The sequence below is a fragment of the Rhodococcus sp. G6(2025) genome (genome assembly GCF_058628105.1).
In genome coordinates this window covers 7,185,244-7,206,908 of record NZ_CP179750.1, presented here as the reverse complement: position 1 = coordinate 7,206,908, position 21,665 = coordinate 7,185,244, and the positions used below count along the sequence as shown (strand labels likewise).

Annotated in this window: 16 protein-coding genes and 3 riboswitches; of the genes, 8 read left to right on the top strand and 8 right to left on the bottom strand. The window is 67.4% G+C overall.

Features of this window, described 5'->3' with window-relative positions; all coding sequences use genetic code 11:
- Window positions 1–19: 19 nt before the first annotated feature.
- The 5 genes from ACLIVD_RS33360 to gcvP are packed head-to-tail and all read right to left on the bottom strand — an operon-like array spanning window position 20 to window position 7,179.
- Window positions 20–1,402 (bottom strand): L-serine ammonia-lyase, encoded by a 1,383-nt coding sequence (locus ACLIVD_RS33360; protein ID WP_491931407.1) that lies wholly within the window; start codon window positions 1,400–1,402, stop codon window positions 20–22.
- A 3-nt stretch (window positions 1,403–1,405) separates the two neighbouring features.
- Entirely contained in the window at window positions 1,406–2,674 is a 1,269-nt protein-coding gene (gene glyA, locus ACLIVD_RS33355; protein WP_491931406.1) for a serine hydroxymethyltransferase, read from the bottom strand.
- The gene (gene gcvH, locus ACLIVD_RS33350; protein WP_005250549.1) at window positions 2,671–3,075 is read right to left on the bottom strand and encodes a glycine cleavage system protein GcvH; all 405 of its coding nucleotides are present in this window, start codon (window positions 3,073–3,075) and stop codon (window positions 2,671–2,673) included. The genes glyA and gcvH overlap by 4 nt, the downstream gene beginning before the upstream one ends.
- Window positions 3,076–3,112: 37 nt before the next feature.
- Window positions 3,113–4,228: a glycine cleavage system aminomethyltransferase GcvT gene (gene gcvT / locus ACLIVD_RS33345; protein ID WP_491931405.1), complete on the bottom strand. Its 1,116-nt coding sequence runs from the start codon at window positions 4,226–4,228 to the stop codon at window positions 3,113–3,115.
- A complete protein-coding gene (gene gcvP, locus ACLIVD_RS33340; protein WP_491931404.1) occupies window positions 4,225–7,179 on the bottom strand; it encodes an aminomethyl-transferring glycine dehydrogenase in 2,955 nt (984 codons plus the stop codon). Before gcvP ends, gcvT begins: the two co-directional genes overlap by 4 nt.
- A gap of 122 nt (window positions 7,180–7,301) precedes the next feature.
- Window positions 7,302–7,393: riboswitch (glycine riboswitch) on the bottom strand.
- Window positions 7,394–7,677: 284 nt separating this feature from the next.
- Between gcvP and lipA the strand changes: the two genes are divergently transcribed.
- The 5 genes from lipA (at window position 7,678) to ACLIVD_RS33315 (ending at window position 13,274) form a co-directional block, all read left to right on the top strand.
- Complete coding sequence (lipA, locus tag ACLIVD_RS33335) at window positions 7,678–8,607, top strand: lipoyl synthase (protein ID WP_491931403.1); 930 nt, start codon at window positions 7,678–7,680, stop codon at window positions 8,605–8,607.
- Between the two features lie 34 nt (window positions 8,608–8,641).
- Window positions 8,642–10,015, top strand: coding sequence for a dihydrolipoyl dehydrogenase (lpdA, locus tag ACLIVD_RS33330; protein ID WP_491931402.1), 1,374 nt, complete (start codon window positions 8,642–8,644; stop codon window positions 10,013–10,015).
- 205 nt (window positions 10,016–10,220) lie between these two features.
- Window positions 10,221–10,312, top strand: a riboswitch (glycine riboswitch).
- A gap of 3 nt (window positions 10,313–10,315) precedes the next feature.
- A riboswitch (glycine riboswitch) is annotated at window positions 10,316–10,416 on the top strand.
- 87 nt (window positions 10,417–10,503) lie between these two features.
- Entirely contained in the window at window positions 10,504–11,232 is a 729-nt protein-coding gene (locus ACLIVD_RS33325) for a DUF5058 family protein (RefSeq protein WP_491931401.1), read from the top strand.
- Between the two features lie 29 nt (window positions 11,233–11,261).
- Window positions 11,262–11,999, top strand: a complete 738-nt coding sequence (locus ACLIVD_RS33320; protein ID WP_491931400.1) for a hypothetical protein — start codon at window positions 11,262–11,264, stop codon at window positions 11,997–11,999.
- Window positions 12,000–12,050: 51 nt separating this feature from the next.
- Window positions 12,051–13,274 carry an amidohydrolase gene (locus tag ACLIVD_RS33315; protein WP_491931399.1) on the top strand — a complete coding sequence of 408 codons (1,224 nt, stop codon included), beginning with the start codon at window positions 12,051–12,053 and terminating at the stop codon, window positions 13,272–13,274.
- 69 nt (window positions 13,275–13,343) lie between these two features.
- Here the strand turns inward: ACLIVD_RS33315 and ACLIVD_RS33310 are convergent, their stop codons facing one another.
- Window positions 13,344–14,699 carry an MFS transporter gene (locus ACLIVD_RS33310; RefSeq protein WP_491931398.1) on the bottom strand — a complete coding sequence of 452 codons (1,356 nt, stop codon included), beginning with the start codon at window positions 14,697–14,699 and terminating at the stop codon, window positions 13,344–13,346.
- A gap of 196 nt (window positions 14,700–14,895) precedes the next feature.
- On the opposite strand from ACLIVD_RS33310, the gene ACLIVD_RS33305 reads away from it, so the two are divergent.
- Both ACLIVD_RS33305 and ACLIVD_RS33300 read left to right on the top strand, forming a co-directional pair.
- Window positions 14,896–17,325: a response regulator gene (locus tag ACLIVD_RS33305; RefSeq protein ID WP_491931397.1), complete on the top strand. Its 2,430-nt coding sequence runs from the start codon at window positions 14,896–14,898 to the stop codon at window positions 17,323–17,325.
- A gap of 42 nt (window positions 17,326–17,367) precedes the next feature.
- Complete coding sequence (locus ACLIVD_RS33300; protein ID WP_491931396.1) at window positions 17,368–18,408, top strand: YihY/virulence factor BrkB family protein; 1,041 nt, start codon at window positions 17,368–17,370, stop codon at window positions 18,406–18,408.
- Between the two features lie 32 nt (window positions 18,409–18,440).
- On the opposite strand, the gene ACLIVD_RS33295 is transcribed toward ACLIVD_RS33300, so the two are convergent.
- Both ACLIVD_RS33295 and ACLIVD_RS33290 read right to left on the bottom strand, forming a co-directional pair.
- Window positions 18,441–19,937 carry a flavin-containing monooxygenase gene (locus tag ACLIVD_RS33295; protein ID WP_491931395.1) on the bottom strand — a complete coding sequence of 499 codons (1,497 nt, stop codon included), beginning with the start codon at window positions 19,935–19,937 and terminating at the stop codon, window positions 18,441–18,443.
- Window positions 19,938–19,967: 30 nt separating this feature from the next.
- On the bottom strand, window positions 19,968–20,861 hold the full coding sequence (locus tag ACLIVD_RS33290; RefSeq protein ID WP_491931394.1) for an SDR family oxidoreductase: 894 nt from the start codon (window positions 20,859–20,861) through the stop codon (window positions 19,968–19,970).
- A gap of 77 nt (window positions 20,862–20,938) precedes the next feature.
- Between ACLIVD_RS33290 and ACLIVD_RS33285 the strand changes: the two genes are divergently transcribed.
- Window positions 20,939–21,592: a TetR/AcrR family transcriptional regulator gene (locus tag ACLIVD_RS33285; RefSeq protein WP_491931393.1), complete on the top strand. Its 654-nt coding sequence runs from the start codon at window positions 20,939–20,941 to the stop codon at window positions 21,590–21,592.
- Window positions 21,593–21,665 lie beyond the last annotated feature (73 nt).

Here is a 21,665-nt window from a genome sequence, read left to right as displayed (position 1 = left end):
TGGTCCGCGCGGACTAACGTCAGCATTCGACGAGATTCACCGACACGTTCACCGCGAGACCGCCGGTGGAGGTCTCCTTGTACTTCGAGCTCATGTCGGCGCCGGTGGCCCGCATCGTCTCGATCACCTGATCCAGGCTGACCCGGTGGGTGCCGTCGCCGCGCAGAGCCATCCGGGCGGCGTTGATCGCCTTGCCCGCCGAAATGGCGTTGCGCTCGATGCACGGAATCTGCACCAGGCCGCCGATGGGATCACAGGTGAGACCGAGACTGTGTTCCATCGCGATCTCCGCCGAGTTCTCCACCTGCTCCGGGCTGCCGCCGAGGATCTCGGCGAGCCCGGCGGCGGCCATGGACGCCGCGGAACCCACCTCGCCCTGACAGCCCACCTCGGCCCCGGAGATCGAGGCCCGTTCCTTGTACAGGGATCCGATTGCGCCTGCCGCCAACAGGAATCGCACCGACGTTCCGTCCGGGTCCGCCTTCCCGGCGGGGGTGTAGTGCAGCGCGTAATGCAGGACCGCCGGGATGATGCCGGCCGCCCCGTTGGTGGGGGCGGTGACGATGCGTCCGCCGGAGGCGTTCTCCTCGTTGACGGCGAGGGCCACCAGATTCACCCAGTCCTCGGCGAACGCGGGATCACGACCCGGATCCTCCAGATTCAGCCGCTCGTACCAGCCGCGGGCGCGGCGGCGTACCCGCAGACTGCCGGGCAGGTACCCGTCCCGGCTGATTCCGCGGTGCTGGCACTCGACCATCACGTCCCGGATGTGCAGGAGCCGCGCCCGGACCGCCGGCTCGGGCCGGAGGGCGCGTTCGTGCTCGAGCATGACCTCGCTGATCGTGAGCCCGTAGTGCTCGCTGAGGTCGAGCAACTCGCGCGCCGACCCGAACGACAGCGAATTCGCGCCCGCGGCGACGGGCAGCTCCGGTTCGGCGCCGGTGACGACGAATCCGCCGCCGATCGAATAGTACGTCTGCGCGTGCAGTTCACGGCCGGTCACGCTGGTGGCGGTGAGGGTCATGCCGTTGGGGTGAAAGTCCAGGACCGTCAACGGGTGCAACACCATCTCGTCTTCGGCGAGCGGGATGTCGACCGTCCCGCCGAGACGGATCCGCCGACTCGCCCGCACCTCGTCGAGTCGCGTCTCCATCTCCTCCGTGGCGATGGTTTCGGGCCGATACCCCTCGAGGCCGAGGAGGATCGCCGACATGGTGCCGTGGCCGGCGCCGGTGGCCGCGAGCGATCCGTACAGATCGACACGGACACCGGCGACGTCCCCGAGAAGGCCGAGTGTGTCGAGGTCGTCGACGAACGTGCCCGCCGCCCGCATCGGCCCGACCGTATGCGAACTCGAGGGTCCGATACCGACCGAGAACAGGTCGAACACACTGATCGTCACGAGTTACAAGCCCGGGTAGAGCGGGTACTTGTCGGCCAGTGCCCGCACTTCGGCGGCGAGTCTTGTCGTGTCGGCGCCGTCCGCTGCGGTGAGAGCTTGGGCGATGAGGTCGGCGACCGTCACGAAGTCGTCGCGGCCGAAGCCGCGGGCGGCGAGTGCCGGGGTGCCGATGCGCAGACCGGACGTCACCATCGGCGGCCGCGGATCGAACGGGACGGCGTTGCGGTTGACGGTGATTCCGATCGCATCGAGGCGGTCCTCGGCCTGCTGCCCGTCGATGGCGGCATCCCGCAGGTCGACGAGGACGAGGTGCACGTCCGTGCCGCCGGTGAGGACGCTGATTCCGGCTTCCTTGACGTCGGGTCGGCTGAGCCGTTCGGCGAGGACCTTCGCACCGTCGAGGCAGCGTTCCTGACGCTCCGCGAAGTCGGGTTCGGCCGCCATCTTGAATGCCGTTGCCTTGCCTGCGATCACGTGTTCCAGTGGGCCGCCCTGCTGGCCGGGGAACACCGCGGAGTTGATCTTCTTCGCGATGGCGGCGTCGTTGGTCAGGATGATGCCGCCGCGGGGTCCGCCGAGGGTTTTGTGCGTCGTCGACGTGACGACGTGTGCGTGCGGGACGGGGGACGGGTGGAATCCGGTGGCGACCAGACCCGCGAAGTGGGCCATGTCGACCATCAGGTATGCGCCGACCTCGTCGGCGATTTCCCGGAAGCGGGCGAAGTCCAGGTGCCGGGGGTAGGCGGACCAGCCGGCGATGATCAGTTGCGGCCGGTGCTCGCGTGCCGCCTTCGCCACCTCGTCCATGTCGATGCGGTAGTCCTGCTCGGACACCCCGTAGGCGGCGACGTTGTAGAGCTTGCCGGAGAAGTTGAGGCGCATGCCGTGCGTGAGGTGGCCGCCGTCGGCGAGGGATAGTCCGAGGATCGTGTCGCCCGGCTCGATCAGCGCGTGCATCACCGACGCGTTCGCGGTGGCGCCGGAATGCGGTTGCACGTTAGCGTATTCGGCGGCAAACAGCGACTTGACGCGGTCGATCGCGAGCTGCTCGATCGTGTCGACGTGCTCGCAGCCGCCGTAGTAGCGCCTGCCCGGGTACCCCTCGGCGTATTTGTTGGTCAGCACGGACCCCTGCGCCTGCATCACCGAAAGCGGTGCGTGGTTCTCCGACGCGATCATCTCGAGGCCGGTGCGCTGGCGCCCCAGCTCCTTGCCGATCAGTGCGGCGACGTCCGGGTCGAAATCCGCGAGGTCGCGGTTCAGGACGCTCATGCCTGCACCCCGTTCTTCTCGGCATACTCGGCCGCGGTGAGGAGTTCGCCGGCGGCGGAAGGCTGGACGGCGAACAGCCAGCCCTCGCCGTAGGGGTCGGAGGTGACCAGTCCCGGGTCGTCGACGGCGGCGGTGTTGATCAGGGTGACCCGGCCGCTCACCGGCGGATACAGCTCGGACACGGTCTTGGTGGATTCGACCTCGCCGCACGATTCGCCGGCGACGATGGTCGCACCGACCTCCGGCAGGTCGACGAAGACCAGCTCGCCGAGCGAGTTGACGGCGACCGACGTGATGCCGACGCGGACCGGCTCGTCGGGGAGCGTGGCGCCCGGCTCGATCAGGACCCACTCGTGATCGTCGGTGTAGCTGCGGTCGTCAGGGAAGGCGTGCGAAGACATGTGTGACCCTTTCGGGGCTGAAGTGGGTGGGAACGGCTCAGGAGCGGCGGTAGAACGGCGACGGCGTGACCACGAACGGTTCCTTCTTGCCGCGGATGTCCACGGTGAGTTCGGTGCCCGGTTCGCGGAACGCGACGTCCACGAAGGCGAGCGCGATCGGATGCCCGAGCGTCGGGGACAACGCCCCGGACGTGATGGTGCCGACCGCCGATCCGCCGGACGCGTCCAACACGGTGTACTCGGCACGGGCGGCCCGGCGGCCGCTTCCGGCGAGGCCGACGAGCACCCGCTGCGGGGACTGATCCGACAACTTCTGCAGGGCATCGCGGCCGACGAATTCCTTGTTCAGCCGGACCACCTTGCCGAGCCCGGCCTCGTACGGATTCGTGCCGAGGTTCAGTTCGTGGCCGTACAGCGCCATTCCGGCCTCGAGGCGGAGGGTGTCGCGGCAGGCGAGGCCGGCGGGGACGCCGCCGCGGGTCGTGGTGGCGTCGAGCAATGCGCGCCACAACTGTACGGACAGCTCGTTCGGCACGTACAGCTCGAAGCCGTCCTCCCCGGTGTACCCAGTACGGGCGAGGAGGACGTCGATGCCGGCGACCACCGCGCGCGCGACCGCGTAGTACTTCAACTCCGCCACAGTGTCGACCTGCTCGGCGGGAACGAGGGACTGCACGATGCCCTGCGCGGCCGGTCCCTGCACCGCGATCAGTGCGGTCTCCGCGGACTGATCGTCGACGTTCGCGGAGAAACCCTCGACGCGTGCCGCCAGTTCGCGGTGCACCGTCGGCGCGTTGGCCGCATTGGCCACCACGAGGAAATGCTCGTTGGCGAGACGGTAGACGACCAGATCGTCGATGACTCCGCCGTCCGCATTGCACAGGAGGGAGTACTTGGCTCTGCCGACGCCGATCTTCGAGAGTTCGCCGGCCAGAGCATAATCCAGGACCGCTCCGGATTCGGGTCCGGTGACCGCGATCTCGCCCATGTGCGAGAGGTCGAACAGTCCGGCGGTCTTGCGGACGGCGTGGTGCTCGGCGAGTTCGCTGTCGTACTTCAGCGGCATCTGCCAGCCCGCGAAGTCGGTGAAATGGGCTCCCAGCGCGCCGTGCTCGCCGAGCAGCGGGGACGCGGGCGTCGTGGTGAGGGTCATGCGAAGGCCTCCTCGGGGGTCTCGGCGATGGCCGAAGTGTCGATGTCGGTGGTGTTCTCGAAGGCCTCGGGCGCCGGGCACGAGCAGACGAGGTTGCGGTCGCCGTGGACGCCGTCGATGCGACGCACCGGGGGCCAGTACTTGGCGGCGCGAAGCGACGCGACGGGGTAGGCGGCGAGGTGGCGGGGGTAGGGCAGGTCCCATTCGTCCGCGGTCACCTGTTCGGCGGTGTGCGGGGCCTGACGCAGTGGGCTGCGCTCGAGCGGCCACACGCCATCGCCGACCAGGTCGATCTCGCGGCGGATCGACACCATCGCCTCGATGAAGCGGTCGAGTTCGGCCAGATCCTCGGACTCGGTCGGCTCGACCATCAGGGTGCCGTTGACGGGGAACGACAGGGTGGGCGCGTGGAAGCCGTAGTCGATCAATCGCTTCGCGACATCCTCGGCGGTGACGCCGGTCAACTTGGTGATGGGCCGGAGGTCGAGGATGCACTCGTGTGCCACCAGACCGGACGGGCCCGTGTAGAGGACCGGGAAATGCCGATCCAGCGACCGGGCGACGTAATTGGCTGCGAGAACCGCGGTTTCGGTGGCGCTCGTCAGCCCGTCCGGTCCCATGAGTGCGATGTACGCCCACGTGATGGGCAGGATGCCGGCCGATCCGTAGTTGGCCGCCGACACCGGGGTGCCGAGGTCGTCGCCGCCCAGCGGATTACCGGGCAGGAACGGCGCCAGATGCTCGCGCACCGCGACAGGCCCGACACCGGGACCACCGCCGCCGTGCGGGATGCAGAACGTCTTGTGCAGGTTCAGGTGTGACACGTCGCCGCCGAACTTACCTGGCTGTGCGAGGCCGACCAGCGCATTGAGGTTCGCGCCGTCGACGTACACCTGGCCGCCGGCCTCGTGCACCAGATCGCAGACCGTCCGCACGTCGCTCTCGTACACGCCGTGTGTGGACGGGTAGGTCAGCATGATGGCGGCCACCGCGCCCTCGTGCGCCGCGATCTTCGCGCGTAGGTCGCCCACGTCGATGTTGCCGTTCTCCGCGGTCGCGACGACGACGACCTTCATGCCCGCGAGAACCGCGGACGCCGCGTTGGTGCCGTGCGCGGACTGGGGGATGAGGCAGACGTTGCGTCCGAAGTCGCCGCGGGATTCGTGATAGCCGTGGATCGCGAGCAGCCCGGCCAGCTCACCCTGGGATCCGGCGTTGGGCTGCAACGAGACCCGGTCGTAGCCGGTGATCTCGCCGAGCCAGCGTTCCAGGTCGGCGACGAGCTCGAGGTAGCCGGCCGTCTGCGCGACCGGGGCGTACGGGTGGATGGACGCGAACCCGGGCCAGCTGATGGGTTCCATCTCGACAGCGGAGTTGAGTTTCATCGTGCACGATCCGAGCGGGATCATAGTGCGGTCGAGCGCGAGGTCCTTGTCCGACAGTGTGCGCAGGAAGCGGAGCATCGCGGTTTCCGAGCGGTGATCGTGGAACACAGGGTGCTGCAGGTAGTTCGACGTCCTGGCGAGTGCCGAAGGCAGTTCGGCCGCCGCGACGGTCGTCGGCTGCGCACCGAACACGGCGACCACCCGCCGGACGATGTCGTCGGTGGTGCACTCGTCGCAGGCGATCGCAACGTGATCGGCGTCGACGAGGCGGAGGTTGATGCCGTCCCGATCGGCCGACTCCACGATCGCCCCGGCACCCGCCGGGACCCGCACGAGAACCGTGTCGAAGAAGCTGTCGTGGACGATTGTGTGACCGGCGGCGCGCAGGCTTCCGGCGATGGTCGTCGCGTGGTCGTGCACCCTATTTGCGATGGCGCGCAGCCCTTCCGGACCGTGGTAGGCGGCGTACATCGCGGCGACGTTCGCAAGCAGTGCCTGCGCCGTGCAGATGTTGCTGGTCGCCTTGTCACGCCGGATGTGCTGTTCGCGGGTCTGCAGTGCCAGCCGGTAGGCGGTCTTCCCGTCGACGTCGACGGACACTCCGACGAGACGGCCGGGCAGCATGCGCTCGAGCCCGCCGCGCACGGCCATGTAGCCGGCGTGCGGTCCGCCGAAGAACAGGGGCACACCGAAACGCTGCGCCGACCCGACGGCGATGTCGGCGCCCTGCTCGCCGGGCGGCGTCAGGATCGTCAGCGACAGCAGGTCCGCCGCGACCGTGGTCAGCGCGCCGCGCGCCTTCGCCGCGGCGATCATCGGAGCCAGGTCGCGCACCGCGCCGCTCGCACCGGGCGCCTGGAAGACCACCCCGAACATGTCACCGTCGGGCAGTTCCCCGGACAGTTCCGCGACCACCACCTCGATGCCCACCGCCTTCGCTCGTCCCCGGACGACGGCCAGCGTCTGCGGCAGGCAGTCTGCGTCGAGGACGACGCGGTTGGTGGCGGACTTCGACTTGTTCGCCCGCCGCATCAGCAGCACCGCCTCCATCACGGCGGTCGCCTCGTCGAGCAGCGACGCGCCGGCCAGGGGAAGGGCGGTGAGATCCTCGATGACGGTCTGGAACGTCAGCAGCGCCTCCAGCCGGCCCTGGGAGATCTCCGGCTGGTACGGCGTGTAGGCGGTGTACCAGGCGGGGGACTCGAGCATGTTCCGCCGCAACACCGCGGGCGTGATGGTGTCGGAGTACCCGAGGCCGATCATCTGGACGCGGATCTCGTTGTGCTCCGACAGTGCCCGCAGATCGGTGAGAACTTGCTGCTCGGACCGCGCCGCGGGCAGATTCAAGGGCTGTGAGCTGCGGATCTGGTCCGGCACCGCGCTGTCGATCAGGTTCGCGAGACTGTCGTAACCGAGGGCGTCGAGCATCCGCCGCGACGCGGAAGCATCAGGACCGATGTGGCGGGACGGAAAGTCGCTGGTGAGGGGCACGCCGTGGGTGGCGGTGCGGGGTTCTGCTGGCACGAGGTGACTCCGGTTTCGTTGAGTCCGGACCGCACCGGACATCGACAAGGGGGCACCTCCCCGCTCTGTCCTGAAACCTGAGAGTTTGGGCGCACCGCAACTACGGCGTGCTCTTCACCTTCGGTAAGTTCCGGCTTTACGGCCGATACTTTCTCCAGAGTTGCCTCTGCGCTGCGGTACTGGGGCCTGAGAGATTCCCGGGGAGGAAGTTGCTCCTACGGCGCCTCCGAAACGGAGGTTCTCCCGCTGCGCGTCAACGGCGTCTTCAGTTGTGATTGGCCAAACAGTACACAGACGCCGCGGGTTTGTCTCCTTGGACCGACGGTGTTGCCAAAAGTCCTCGTCGTTTGGCATCCTCGATGCATCTTCGCTCCGACGTGACCGCACACGCCGGACGATGAGAGCCCAGATGCCCGCAGCCGCAACGGTTGTCGAAGTGTGCTCGCTCTCCCCAATCGCCTGCCCCGGTTCCGCGCTGTCCACCGCGCGGGTCCGACGACGCATACCGACCGGTTTCGACCGGCCCTAGGAGTTCCCCACATGACTGCACAGCCTGACGGCCGCCGACTGCTCCGCCTCGAAGTCCGCAACGCTCAGACCCCGGTCGAACGCAAACCGTCGTGGATGAAGGTGCAGATGCGGACAGGCCCCGAATACCGGGACCTCGCCGCCCTCGTCGAACGCGAGAACCTGCACACCGTGTGCCAGGAAGCGGGATGTCCCAACATCTTCGAATGCTGGGAGGACCGAGAGGCGACCTTCCTCATCGGCGGAAGCCAGTGCACCCGGCGGTGCGACTTCTGCCAGATCGACACAGGCCGCCCCGCCGCACTCGACCGGGGCGAACCCAGGAGGGTCGCCGAGTCGGTGCAGACCATGGGCCTTCGGTACGCCACCGTCACCGGGGTTGCCCGCGACGATCTGTGGGACGGCGGCGCCTGGCTGTACGCGGAGACGGTCCGGCAGATTCACGAACTGTGCCCGGGCACTGGCGTCGAACTGCTGATCCCCGATTTCAACGCCGATGCCGCGCAACTACGCAAGGTGTTCGACACCCGCCCGGAAGTACTCGCGCACAATGTGGAGACTGTTCCCCGGATATTCCGTCGTATCCGCCCTGCCTTCACGTACGAGCGGTCCCTCGAGGTGATCACACGGGCTCGGGAGGACGGCCTGATCACCAAGTCGAACCTGATCCTCGGGATGGGGGAGACCACGGACGAGGTGATTCAGGCCCTCCGGGACCTGCACGCGGCCGGCTGCCAGTTGATCACGATCACGCAGTATCTGCGGCCGTCGGCCCGGCACCATCCGGTGGCACGGTGGGCGACGCCGGACGAGTTCGTCATGCTCGACGGGATCGCCCGCGAGATCGGCTTCCTCGGCGTCCTGTCCGGTCCGCTCGTGCGCTCCTCCTATCGGGCCGGCCGCCTCCACGCGGAGGCCGTCGCCGCAACCGCAGTTCACTGAACCCCACCCTCTTCCGTTCCAGCAAGGAGTTCCCATGTCCCACCGATCTGCAGATGTCGTCATCCTCGGCGGCGGTTCCGGCGGCTACGCGGCCGCCATCCGCTCGGCCGAACTGGGCCGTTCGGTCATCCTCGTCGAGGAGAACGAACTGGGCGGCACCTGCCTGCATCAGGGGTGCATTCCGACGAAGGCGCTGCTGCACTCCGCCGAGGTCGCGGACAGTGCCCGCACCGCCTCGCAGTTCGGTATCGACGTCACGTTCGACGGTGTCGACCTCGAGAAGGTCCTGAGCTACCAGAACACCATCGTCACCCGACTGCACAAGGGACTGCAGGGCCTCGTCGACTCGTACGGCATCACCGTCGTCAACGGCCGCGGCCGGTTGGTCGGACCCAACGGAGTGGAGGTCGACGACGAGCTGATCACGGGCGGCGCCGTCGTCCTGGCAACGGGGTCGTCGCCGAAGACGCTGCCCGGCATCGGCATCGGTGGCCGGGTCGTCACCAGCGACCAGGCTCTCGTGTTGCCGTTGGTCCCCAAGAAGGCGATCATCCTGGGCGGCGGCGTCATCGGCGTCGAATTCGCCAGTGTCTGGGCGTCGTTCGGCGCGTCGGTGACGATCGTCGAGGCGATGCCACGGCTGGTGCCGAACGAGGACGAGACGATCTCCAAGTACCTCGAGCGGGCATTCCGCCGCCGCAAGATCGCCGCGAAGACAGGTGTGCGGGTGACGGAGGTGACGCAGGACGAGGACGCGGTGTCGGTCACCCTCGACTCCGGCGACGTACTCGACGCCGACGTCGTGCTGGTCGCAGTGGGGCGCGGACCCAACACCGCGTCCATGGGGTACGAGGAGACCGGAGTGATGCTCGACAAGGGCTTCGTGGTGACCAGTGATCGACTGCGCACCACGGTCCCGAACGTCTTCGCGGTCGGCGACATCGTCCCCGGGCTCCAGCTGGCCCACCGCGGGTTCCAGCAGGGCATCTTCGTGGCGGAGGAAATCGCCGGGCTCCGTCCGGAGGTCATCGACGAGACCGGCATCCCGCGGGTCACCTACTCCCACCCCGAGGTCGCGTCCGTCGGGTTGACCGAGACCGCGGCCCGGGAGAAGTTCGGCGAGAACGTCGAGACCGTCACCTACGACCTCGCCGGCAACGGCAAGAGCCAGATCCTCAAGACGTCGGGGGCGGTCAAACTCGTGGTGGCGCCGACCGGGGTCGTCGTCGGCGTGCACATGGTCGGCGACCGAGTCGGTGAGCTGATCGGTGAGGCGCAGCTGCTCTACAACTTCGAGGTCGACGCCGCGCAGGCGGCGAAGTTCGTGCACGCCCACCCCACGCAGGGCGAGGCGCTCGGCGAGGCACTGATGGCAGTGGCCGGCAAGCCACTCCACGTCCACGGCTGACCCCCATGTGAGTGGCAAAGTGTGCTGGCGCACGCTTTGCCACTCACATGGGGTGTTCGGCATGCGAACGCGCACTGGCGATTTCCGACCAGGAACTGTTGTGAGTTAACACGCCGGAACGGTGAAGTCATGCTTTCGTAATACGTCTGCGGAACAGTACGTCTCGAGTCAGTTCGATTCGGAACCATCTCGATGGTTTCTCCCTATGAACCTGGCTGGAGAGTTCCGGGACCGTGTCCCGGGCGCCGAAGGAGCAAGTACCCACAAACTCTCAGGCACCAGGACAGTCAGGGTCGGGAACTCTGGAGAGCAGCGTGTCGGCTGTAACGGCACGTTCACCGACGGGGCACGATGACCACTCGCACGAGTGTGTCTCCAAACTCTCAGGTTACGGAACAGAGCGGGTGTCAGCCGAGGTGATCCACCGGATCACCCTCACATCGCTCGAGCAATCGGTTCACCGGTTGCTCACTCTCCCTGGGAGATCCATGAATGTGACTGCTAGTGGGGCATCCACGGACATCATGGCTGTCGCCAACTCGCCTGTTCTCTGGGTGGCCGTTGCCGGCATCTTCGTCGTCATCGTCGTGCAGTCGGCGATCTACATGACCGCGGTCCGCAAGGTGGCACCCGTCGCGGACATGTCGCCGGAAGACATGAAAGTCTCGTTCCGCTCCGGCGCCGTCTCGGCGATCGGACCGTCCCTGGCGGTCTGCCTCGTGGCGATCGCCCTGCTCGCCCTCTTCGGCACGCCCGCCGTCCTGGCCCGCATCGGCCTGATCGGTTCCGCCGCGTACGACGTGTCCGCGGCCAGCATCGCCGCCGACTCCATGGGCGCGAAACTCGGTACCGACACCTACACCCAGAACGTCTTCGTCGTCGCATTCTTCGCGATGAGCATCGGCGGCGTGATGTGGATGCTGTCCGCGCTCGTCCTCACCCCGCTGCTCAAGCGGGGTGACGCGAAGATCCGCACGGTGAATCCGGCGTTGATGGCGGTCGTTCCGTCCGCGGCCCTGATCGGCGCGTTCGCGTCGCTGGGCTTCCAGGAACTCACGAAGTCCAGCTATCACATCGTTGCGTTCGCCGCCTCCGCGGTCGCAATGGGGATCTGCCTGTTCGTGGCCCGGACGTCCGGCAAGGGCTGGCTCCGTGAATGGGGGCTGGGTATTTCGATCCTCGTCGCCCTCACCGTCACCTACCTGGTCACCTCCTGATTCACGACACGCACGGAAAGGACTTTTCGATGACTACCGACGAAGCCGTAACGGTGTCCACCGGCGCGCGTGAACTCGCCGAGTTCGACAAGACGACGTCCCGCTGGGGTCGTATCACGATGATCGTGGGGCTGCTCCTGTCGATCGGTGCGCCCCTGTACCTGGTGTTCTCGGGTGAGGTGGACGTCACCGCAGGCCAGTTGTGGACCGCGTTCGCCGCGGTGGCCGGGACATTCTTCATCATCTGGCTGGTCGAACCCCTGACCTATTTCCCCATCCTCGGCCCGGCCGCGATGTACCAGGCGTTCATGATCGGCAACATCGCGAACAAGCTGTTGCCGGCCGCGCTGATCGCGCAGACGAACATCGGAGCCAAACCGGGAACCAAGCGGGCCGAACTGGCTGCGGTCCTGGCGATCTGCGGCGCCGCGATGGTGCACCTCGTGTCCCTGGCTGTGTTCGTGGGGCTGCTCGGCACCTGGCTGATCAGCGTGATTCCCTCCGACATCGTGACCGTCACCCGTTCCTACATCCTTCCCTCGGTCCTGGGGGCGGTCCTCGTGCAGGCGATCGTGTCGATGAAGCAGCCCCGGGCCACGGTGGTCGCGCTGCTGGTGGCCGCGGTCGTCACGTTCGTCGTGGTTCCGGCGATGCCGAGCCTCGCGCTGTCGTCCACCGCCATCGCGGTGATCGTGACGGCGGTCCTCGCCTGGTTCCTGCGGAACAAGAACGACCAGAGCCCGGCCGAGCTCGCGACCATCGAGTAAGAATCGATACGCGGAGATATCTCACCTTCACCTGATTCGAAAGAAGGCTCCATGACCGACCTGCCGATCGCGCTCACCGACGAGCTGCGGACGAAGATGCACGACCTCTACTACCACCTGCACGCGCACCCGGAACTGTCCATGCAGGAACACAAGACCGCCGAGCTGATCCAGAGTTCCCTCGTCGCCCTCGGGATCGACACGTTCGTCTGCGGCGGCACCGGAGTGGTCGGTGTCCTGACCAACGGTGAGGGCCCCACGGTGGCCTTCCGCGCCGATTCCGATGGGCTGCCGATCGCGGAAGACACCGGCGTCGACTACGCCAGCGCCGCCACCGGACACCTCGACGACGGCACCGAGGTGCCGGTGATGCACGGCTGCGGCCACGACACACACGTGGCCACCCTGCTCACCGTCGCCGAACTGCTCGCAGGCGCGCGGGAGGCGTGGGCCGGAACGATCGTGTTCCTCTTCCAGCCCGGCGAGGAAACGGCCGCCGGGGCGAAGGCGATGGTCGAGGACGGCCTGTGGGACCGGGCACCCAAGCCGGAGATCGTTTTCGGGCAGCACGTCGGGCCGATGTTGGCCGGCACCGTGCACGTCACGAGCGGCGACGCGATGGCCATGGCCGATTCGCTGAAGGTCACCGTCTACGGCCAGGGTTCACACGGCTCCCAGCCGCAGGATTCGATCGACCCGATCATCCAGGGCGTCAACATGATCAACCGAATCCAGACCATTGTGTCCCGCGAAGTGCACCCCCTGAAGCCGGCGGTCGTCACGGTTGCGACGTTCCATGCGGGGCTGAAGGAGAACATCATCGCGGACCGGGCCGAGTTCACGATCAACGTGCGCACCCTCGACCCCGAGGTGCGTGAGCAGGTCAATGCCGCGCTGCGCCGCATCATCTACGCCGAGGCCGCCGCGTCCGGGGCGCCGAAGCCGCTGATCGAGGAGCTGTACACGTTCCCGCGCAACTACAACGATCCCGACGCCACCGCCGAACTCGTCGCCGAGCTGCAGAAAGTGCTGGGCGAGAACAACGTCACGCCGTCGTCTCCGATGATGGGCTCGGAGGACTTCGGTCTGCTCGCCGAGGCGATCGGTGTGCCGTCGGTGTTCTGGATGTTCGGTGGCCACACCGCGGAGACCCTCGAGAGCGGAAAGCCTGTGCCGGTGAACCACTCACCGTTCTTCGCCCCCGTCGCGGAACCCACCCTGTCCACCGGCGTCCAGGCGGCGATGACGGCGATCCTGTCGAAGGTCGGGATCTAGGCCCTCCGGGCCCGTGCGCCTTTCTGGTTGTTCCAGCAACCAGAAAGGCGCACGGGTGGCGGAGCCGCCTCAGTGGGTGGTCAGCGGCGCATCCGCGGTGGCGTCCCCGGCGTCCACGCCGGTCTTCTCGAACCGCAGTCGCGACACGGCGAGTCCGGCGAGGACGAAGGACACGGCCACGAGGATGTACAGCTGGGTGGGCGACCAGTCGCGGTCGAGGAGGGCGCCCGCGACGATCGGGGACGCGATGGCGCCGACGCGGCCGATGCCGATGCCCCAGCCGACGCCGGTGGCCCGGACGGCGGGCGAGTAGACCGACGGCGTGATCGCGTACAGCCCGGCGATGCAGCCGTTGGCGAAGACGCCGATCAGGGCGCCGAGCCCGAACGCGATGACGATGGACGCGGTGGCGGGAACGAAGACGACGAGCAGTACGCCCGCGATCGCCATGTAGGCGATGAGCACACGCTTCAGGGCGAAACGTGCGGACAGCGCCCCGAGCAGGGTGGCGCCGAAGATGCCGCCGAGGTTGAGGAGCACTCCGCCGGTGACGCCCTGGTTCGCGGACATGCCCGCCTCGACCAGCAGTTTCGGGGTCCAGCTGGTGACGAAGTAGAAGCCGAACATCGCCATGAAGAATGCGAACCACACCAGGAGTGTGCTGCGGCGGCGCTGCGGTGACAGCAGGACGCGCATCGCGAATCCGGCGTCGGCGGTGGCGGCGGCACGCGGTGCGGGCAGCTCGTTGAGTCGCGGCTGACCGACCCGCTGGGCGAAGGCATTGATCCGGTCGAGTGCGTTGGCCGGTCGCCGGACGAGCAGGAAGTCGATCGATTCGGGGAGCCGGGCGTAGACGACGGGGATGATGGCCGCCGTGCACAGTCCGCCGAACAGGAACACCGAGCGCCAGCCGAGCGAGTTCTGCAGGACGACGGCGATGATCCCGCCGAGGGTGGCGCCGACGGCGTAGCCGGTGGAGTTGAGACTCACCGCGAGCCCGCGCCAGCGGTTCGACGCGTACTCACTGGCGATGACGTTGCTGCTGGCGAGGATTCCGCCGATGCCGACGCCGGTGAGGGCGCGGAGCAGGCCGAGTTGCATCGCGTTCTGGCTGACCGCCGACAGCAGCATGCCCGTCGACGCGAGTGCCAGGCACAGCAGGATCATGGCGCGGCGGCCGATGGTGTCAGCCCACGGCGCCAGGAACAGCGATCCCGCGGCCATGCCGAACAGTCCGGCGCTGAGCAGGAGGCCGACGACCGAGCCGGACAGATCCCACTCCTGCGATACCGACTGGGCGGTGAACGCCATGACGAGGACGTCGAAGCCGTCGAGCACGTTGAGTAGACCGCAGATGGCGATGGCGCCCCATTGGTAGCGCGTCATCGGGCTGTTGTCGATGCGTTCGCGTAGGTCGAATTGCATGCGCGGGACCTGTTCTTCCTCGGAGGTGGGCTGTGATGTGGCTCACGACTCACCTACCGTGGCGGACGGGTCACTCGTTTCCAACTTCGCTTCCGAATGTCGGAATACAGAAGTGGCGGTTGCACGCGGTACTGGGCCATGATTTCTCTGTTGACAACTGGAAGGGTCCGGGCGACCGGCAGTGGGCGAAAGGTCCATGGATGTGACTGGCTCGGGTTTCGGTAATTCCTGGTCGGCGGAGCGGTTGTTCGCCGGGCCGGGCGAGACACGGGAGCGGCTACGCCGCACCGAGTGGGCGGCCACGCCGCTGGGCCCGGTCGAGACCTGGTCTGTCGAGTTGCGGGCGGCGGTACGCACGGTGCTGCCCTCCGAGGTCCCGATGTTGCTCTGGTGGGGTCCTGAGCTCGTGCAGATCTTCAACGACCCGTACACCCGGGTCCTCGGCGCCAAGTATCCCGCCGCGATCGGCGAACCCGGGGCGCAGTGCTGGGCGGAGATCTGGGACGAGGTGGGACCGCTCGCCGAGCAGGTGATGTCGGGCGGCGCGGCGACCTACACGGAGAATCAGCCGCTGTACCTGCTGCGGCACGGGTACCTCGAGGAGACGTACTGGACGTTCTCCTACAGTCCGGTGCAGGACGAGGACGGGAACGTCGCCGGCATCTTTGTGGCGACGACCGACGTGACCGCGACCGTGCTCGGGGAGCGGCGACTGGAGACGCTGCGGCAACTGGGCACGGTATCCACCGCGGGCGGCGACGATCCGCTCGTCGACGCCTGCCGTGCGGTCGTGCGGGTTCTCGGCGACAGCGGACAAGACGTTCCGCTGGCCGCGATCTACCTCCGCCGGGAGGTCGCCGGCGGCTCGGGCGACGACGCCGCCGACGACCTCGTGCTCGTCGGTGCCGTCGGAGTGGACGACGACGGCGAGTTCAGGCCCGCCCGGATCCCGGCGACCGACGTCACCAGCCACCGTGTCCGGGTGCCGGGCGAGTTCGAGTCCGCCGGGTCGAAGGCGGTGACGGAGGTGCGGCTGTGTCCGTTGATCGTGACGGGTCACGCGGAGCCGGTGGGTGTGCTCGTGCTCGGGATCAGTCCGTATCGCGCGTTCGACGACGCGTATCGGGGCTTCGCCGAGTTGGTGACGGCGAAGGTGTCGACGCTGATCTCGGACGCTCTGGCCTACGAGTTCGAACGGGACCGCGCGGCTGCGCTGGCGGAACTGGACGCGGCGAAGACGCGGTTCTTCCAGAACGTCAGTCACGAGTTCCGTACCCCGTTGACCTTGCTGCTGGGCCCCCTCGAGACTCTGCGAGAGCGGACCGGGGACGAGTCGCCCGCAGATCAGCGTGACGCGATCGCGGCCGCGCACCGGGCAGCGGTCCGGCTACAGCAGCTCGTCGACGACCTTCTCGATCTGTCCAAGGCGGAAGCCGGCCAGCTGCTGCCCCGCCCGGAGCCGACCGATGTCGGCCGGTTGACCGCCGAATGCGTGAGCATGTTCGATTCCGCCGCCGTGCAGGCCGGACTCGCGCTCCGGGCCGACATCGACGAAGGCGCCGGTCCGGTCGAAGTGGACCGCGAGATGTGGGTGAAGATCGTGCTGAACCTCGTGTCGAACGCGGTCAAGTACACCCGGTCCGGATCCGTATCCGTGGCGCTCCGCCAGGACGCCGGCCGGCTGGTGCTCAGCGTGACCGACACGGGTGTGGGCATTCCCGCCGAAGAACGGGAACGCGTATTCGACAGGTTCTATCGCGTCGAGGCCGGCGGATCAGGCGGCGTCGGCATCGGGCTTTCCCTGGTGGCCGATTTCGCCGCTGCACTCGGTGGTTCCGTCGATCTCGACAGCGCACCGGGCCGGGGCAGCACCTTCACCGTCCGCCTACCGCGGGTCCCGGCGCCGGACGGCGTGACCCCGCGGGCAGACGACCGACCCGTCGGCGCGGTGACGTCCTTCGGCGACATCGACCAGCGGGAACCGTTCGCCGAGGTCGCGCCGTCGACCGAACCCGGAGCGGACCGCCGCCGCATCCTGCTCGTCGAAGACCATCCGGACCTGCGGGCCTACCTCACACGATTGCTGCACGAGCAGGGCTGGCACGTCGACGCCGTCGCCGACGCGGAGTCCGCGCTGAAGCGCGTCGCCGTCCGCACGCCGCATCTCGTGCTCAGCGACATCATGCTTCCCGGTCGCGACGGCATCGACTTCCTCCGCGAGCTGCGATCGGAGCAGTCGACGGCACGGCTCCCGGTCGTTCTGCTCACCGCCCGAGCGGGAACGGAGTCGACCATCGACGGACTGAACCACGGCGCCGACGACTACATCGTCAAACCGTTTCAGCCGAGCGAACTCGTCGCGCGGGTGCGTGTTCATCTCGAAATGTCGTGGCTTCGTGAAACTCTGGTCACGGACAGCGAGCTCGAAACGGAACAACTGCGCAAAGCACTGGATACGCGAACAACCCTCAGCCAAGCTGTCGGGCTGACGATGGCCGCCTTCCAGTGCGACGCCGACACCGCCTTCGACAAACTCGCTTCCTATTCGCAGAACCGCAACGTCAAACTTCGGGAGATCGCGGCAGAGGTCGTCGCGAACTTCACCGCAGGCACCGACCGCGAATAAGGCCCCAGTTTCCCCGACCTGCGTTCCGGGTAGGCGTGACCGATGAACGACGATCAGCACGCCGAACCGGAACCCGACGATCCGCGTAAGCCGGATTCGCCCGCGGACCTGACGAAACCGTCCTGGTGGTACGTCATCAGGAAGACGGCGCACGAGTTCACGCGCGACCAGTGCACCGACCTGGCCGCCGCTCTGACGTACTACGCGGTCCTCTCGCTGTTTCCTGCGCTGCTGGCGCTGGTCTCGTTGCTGGGAGTGTTCGGTCAGGGACAGCGCACCACCGACGCGGTCCTGCAGATGGTCGACGACCTCGGGCCGTCCTCCGCCGTGGACACGTTGCGCGAACCCATCACGCAACTGGTCGCAGCACCGACCGCGGGAATGGCTCTCGTCCTCGGCCTGCTGGGTGCGGTGTGGTCGGCGTCCGGCTACATCGGGGCGTTCGGACGCGCGATGAACCGCATGTACGAGGTCGAAGAGGGGCGTCCCGTGTGGAAGCTCCGGCCCCAGATGCTGGCCGTCACCATCGTCGGCCTGGTCCTGGTCGCGGCCGCTGCGGCGATGCTCGCCCTGAGCGGCCCCGTCGCACGCTCGGTGGGTGACACGATCGGATTCGGCGACACCGCCCTGACCGTGTGGAACATTGCCCGCTGGCCGTTCGTCCTCGGCATCGTCGTGGTAGCCGTGGCCATCCTCTACTACGTCACGCCCAACGTGAAGCAACCCAAGTTCCGCTGGATCAGCGCCGGCGCGTTCCTCGCCATCGTGACGTGGATCGTGGCGTCGGTCCTGTTCGGTCTGTACGTCGCCAACTTCGGCAGCTACAACAAGACGTACGGCTCCCTGGCCGGGGTGATCGTGTTCCTGCTCTGGCTCTGGATCACCAACCTGGCGTTGCTCTTCGGCGCCGAACTGGACGCCGAACTCGAACGCGGACGGGAATTGCAGGCCGGCATTCCGGCCGAGGACGAACTGCAATTGCCGGCCCGCGACACGCGGGTCTCCGACAAGAACGCCGAGAAGTACGAGCAGTACGTGCAGGAGGGCAAGGCGCTACGCGAGAGCGAGGCCGCGGGCCCGTGAGTACTTGTTAACCGCGGGCGGTTAACAAGTACTCACGGGCGGCTGAAGGTCATGGCGTCGTCCAGGATCTTGCCGTGCCGCAGCGCAACCAGGTCGCGGAAGTAGTTCATCCGCAGCCGCCACGGCGCTTTCGAACCCTGCTTCGGGAAAGATTCCACCGACCGCAGCACGTATCCGGCGGCGAAGTCGAGGAACGGCTCCTCCTCGACCGAACTGTCGCGCTCCGGGGCGCACTGCGTGAAGCCGTTCGCGTCCATGTGCGCGAGCAGACGGCAGACATACTCGCACACCAGGTCGGCCTTGAGCGTCCAGGACGCGTTGGTGTACCCGATGACGAACGCGAAGTTGGGCACCCCGCTGAGCATCATTCCCTTGTACGCCATGGTTTCGGTGAGGTCGATGTCGTGGCCGTCGACGGCGAGCGTCATCCCGCCGAACGCGAGCAGATTCAAACCTGTTGCAGTGACGACCACATCGGCGTGCAATTCCTCACCGGACTTCAGCGTGATCCCGGTTTCGGTGAAGGTGTCGATGTGGTCGGTCACGATCGACACCTCGTCGTTCCGAATGGCGCGGAACAGATCCCCGTTGGGCACCAGGCACAGTCGCTGATCCCACGGGTTGTATCGGGGCGTGAAGTGGGTGTCGATGTCGTACCCCTTCGGGAGCCACTTCTCCTGGAGTTGCCGGATGCGGCCCTTCATGAATTCCGGGTATCGCTGGCACAGTTGGTAGATCGCGGTGGCGACCGATGCGTTCTTCAGGCGGGTGAGGTCGTAGGCGAGCTTGGCGGGCAGGTGACGTCGCAGCCTGTTGGCCAGCTTGTCCTTCGCCGGCATCGAGATGATGTAGGTGGGCGACCGCTGCAGCATCGTCACGTGTGCGGCGTCGGCGGCCATGGACGGCGCCAGCGTCACCGCGGTGGCGCCGCTGCCGATGATGACGACCCGCTTGCCCGCATAGTCGAGGTCCTCGGGCCACTGCTGCGGGTGGACGACGCGACCAGCGAAGCGGTCGAGCCCGGGGAACTCGGGGGTGTAGCCCTCGTCGTAACGGTAGTAGCCGCTGCAGGACATCAGGAAATCGGCGGTGAACCGGACCGTCTCGCCGGTGTCTGTGCGCTCGGCGCCGACCGTCCAGCGCGAATCGGCGGTGGACCACTCGGCACGAACGACCTTGTGCTGGAACCGGATGTTCCGGTCGATCCCGTGCTCGGCGGCGGTCGTGCGGACGTACTCGAGAATCGACGGCCCATCGGCGATGGACTTCTCACCCGACCACGGCTTGAACCGGTAGCCGAGGGTGTACATGTCGGAGTCGGAGCGAATGCCGGGGTAGCGGAACAGGTCCCACGTGCCGCCGGTCGATTCGCGGCTCTCCAGGATCGCGTAGCTCCGTCGGGGAAAGTTGTCCTGCAGGTGGTACGCGGCACCGATCCCGGACAGTCCGGCCCCGATGATCAGCACGTCGACGTGTTCGACGGGCGCCTTCGCCCCGGTGGTCTCGGCGGCGGTCTCGGTGTGTGACATGAACACTCTCTCGCTGGCGGGGAAGGGTGGTTACTTCGGGTCTACGGCGACGTCGCCGAGAGCGACATTACGTGCGCTGGTGGACCGGCCGAGCTTCGCGGCTTCCTCGTCCATCAGCGGAAGGATCCGGGGGACGGGCGGCAGCAGGGTGCGGTCCCCGATCCGCGACGTCACTACCGCCTTCAGCCAGGCGAAGATTCCGACCCACCGGGGCACGTAGACCCGGCGTTTCCGCTTGGCCAGGGCGTCCACGAACGCGTCGACGCAGGAGCCCACCGATGTCGTCTTGCCGAGCGGTCCCGGCAGCGAGGCGAGAAATTGGTTGAACGCGGTGAGGTCGGCTTTCGCGTCCTGGACGAGTGGTGTGTCGATCCACGACATGTGGGCCGAGCCCACGGTGACGCCGTGGTGCGCGACTTCGAGGCGAAGGGTGTTGGCGAAATGTTCGATGCCGGCCTTGCTCGCGTTGTACGCGGCCAGCCCGGGTGCGGGCGCGAACGCGGCGAACGACGAGACGACGAGGATGTAGCCCTTGCGTTCGATCACGGACGGCAGTGCAGCGCGGACGGTGTGGAAGACGCCGAGAATGTTGATGTCGATGACCCGCTTGAACGTGGCCGGATCGACGTGCAGGACCGAGCCGAAACTGGCGATGCCGGCGTTCGCGAGTACGAGGTCGATGCCGCCGAACTTCGCGACACCGGCGTCGACGGCCTTCTGCACGGCGGCCAGATCGCACACGTCGGCGGCCGCGGAGATCGCGACGTCGTCGCCGAGTTCGGCGGCGAGCGCCTTCAGCGGTTCGGCGTCCAGATCGATCAGAACCAGTTTGACGCCCTTGCGGGCGAGGGCGCGCGACGTTTCTGCGCCGATGCCCCGCGCGGCCCCGGTGACGAGTGCGACTTTGTTCCTGAGCGTGGGCATGGGATCTCCTGGCGTGTGATCTGGCACCGCTCGGTGTCAGTTTGTATCTGGAACTGGACGGTGTCAATATGGGGGTCGTGAGTTCGCCCAGGCTCGACGACACGGGCCGCACCTACCGCGGTGCGGGTCCGCGCCAGCGTCAGGAAGAGCGCCGCGTGCGCCTCGTCGATGCGGCCGTCGAAGTGTTCGGGACCAGCGGTTACCGGTCCGCGACGGTGGAGAAGATCTGTTCGACCGCCGGGCTCACCAAGCGCTACTTCTACGAGTCCTTCGGCGGCAGCGAGGCCCTGCTCCTGGCCGCGTACGCGAGTGTGACCGACCGTCTGCGGGACAGCGTCCTGCGCGGTGCGGGGGACGGCGGCGCCGATCTCGATGCGCGGGTTCGCGGTGCGCTGACCGCGTTCTTCCGATCCGTCGCCGACGACCCACGAATCCCGCGGATCGCATTCCAGGAGGTCCTCGGTGTCGGGCCGGAGGTCGACAACGCCTATCGCCGCGTCACCCTGTCGTTCGTGGACGCCGTTCTCGTCGTCATCGGTCCGGCCGTCGACCGGACCGCCTTCCCCGACTTCCACCTGCGCACTCTCGCGACCGGACTGGTGGGAGCCGTGCTGATGATCGCCCAGCAATGGGTGCTGTCGGAGAACCTGCAGCCGATCGAGTCCGTCATCGGCAGCGCGCACACCATCCTCTCGGCCGTGCTGGGCCAGCTCGGTCCCCAGCCCATGTGAGTGGCAAGGCGTCCGGGGGCACGCTTTGCCACTCACGTGCGCTGACCTGGGATTGCATTGCGCCGGCGGCAAT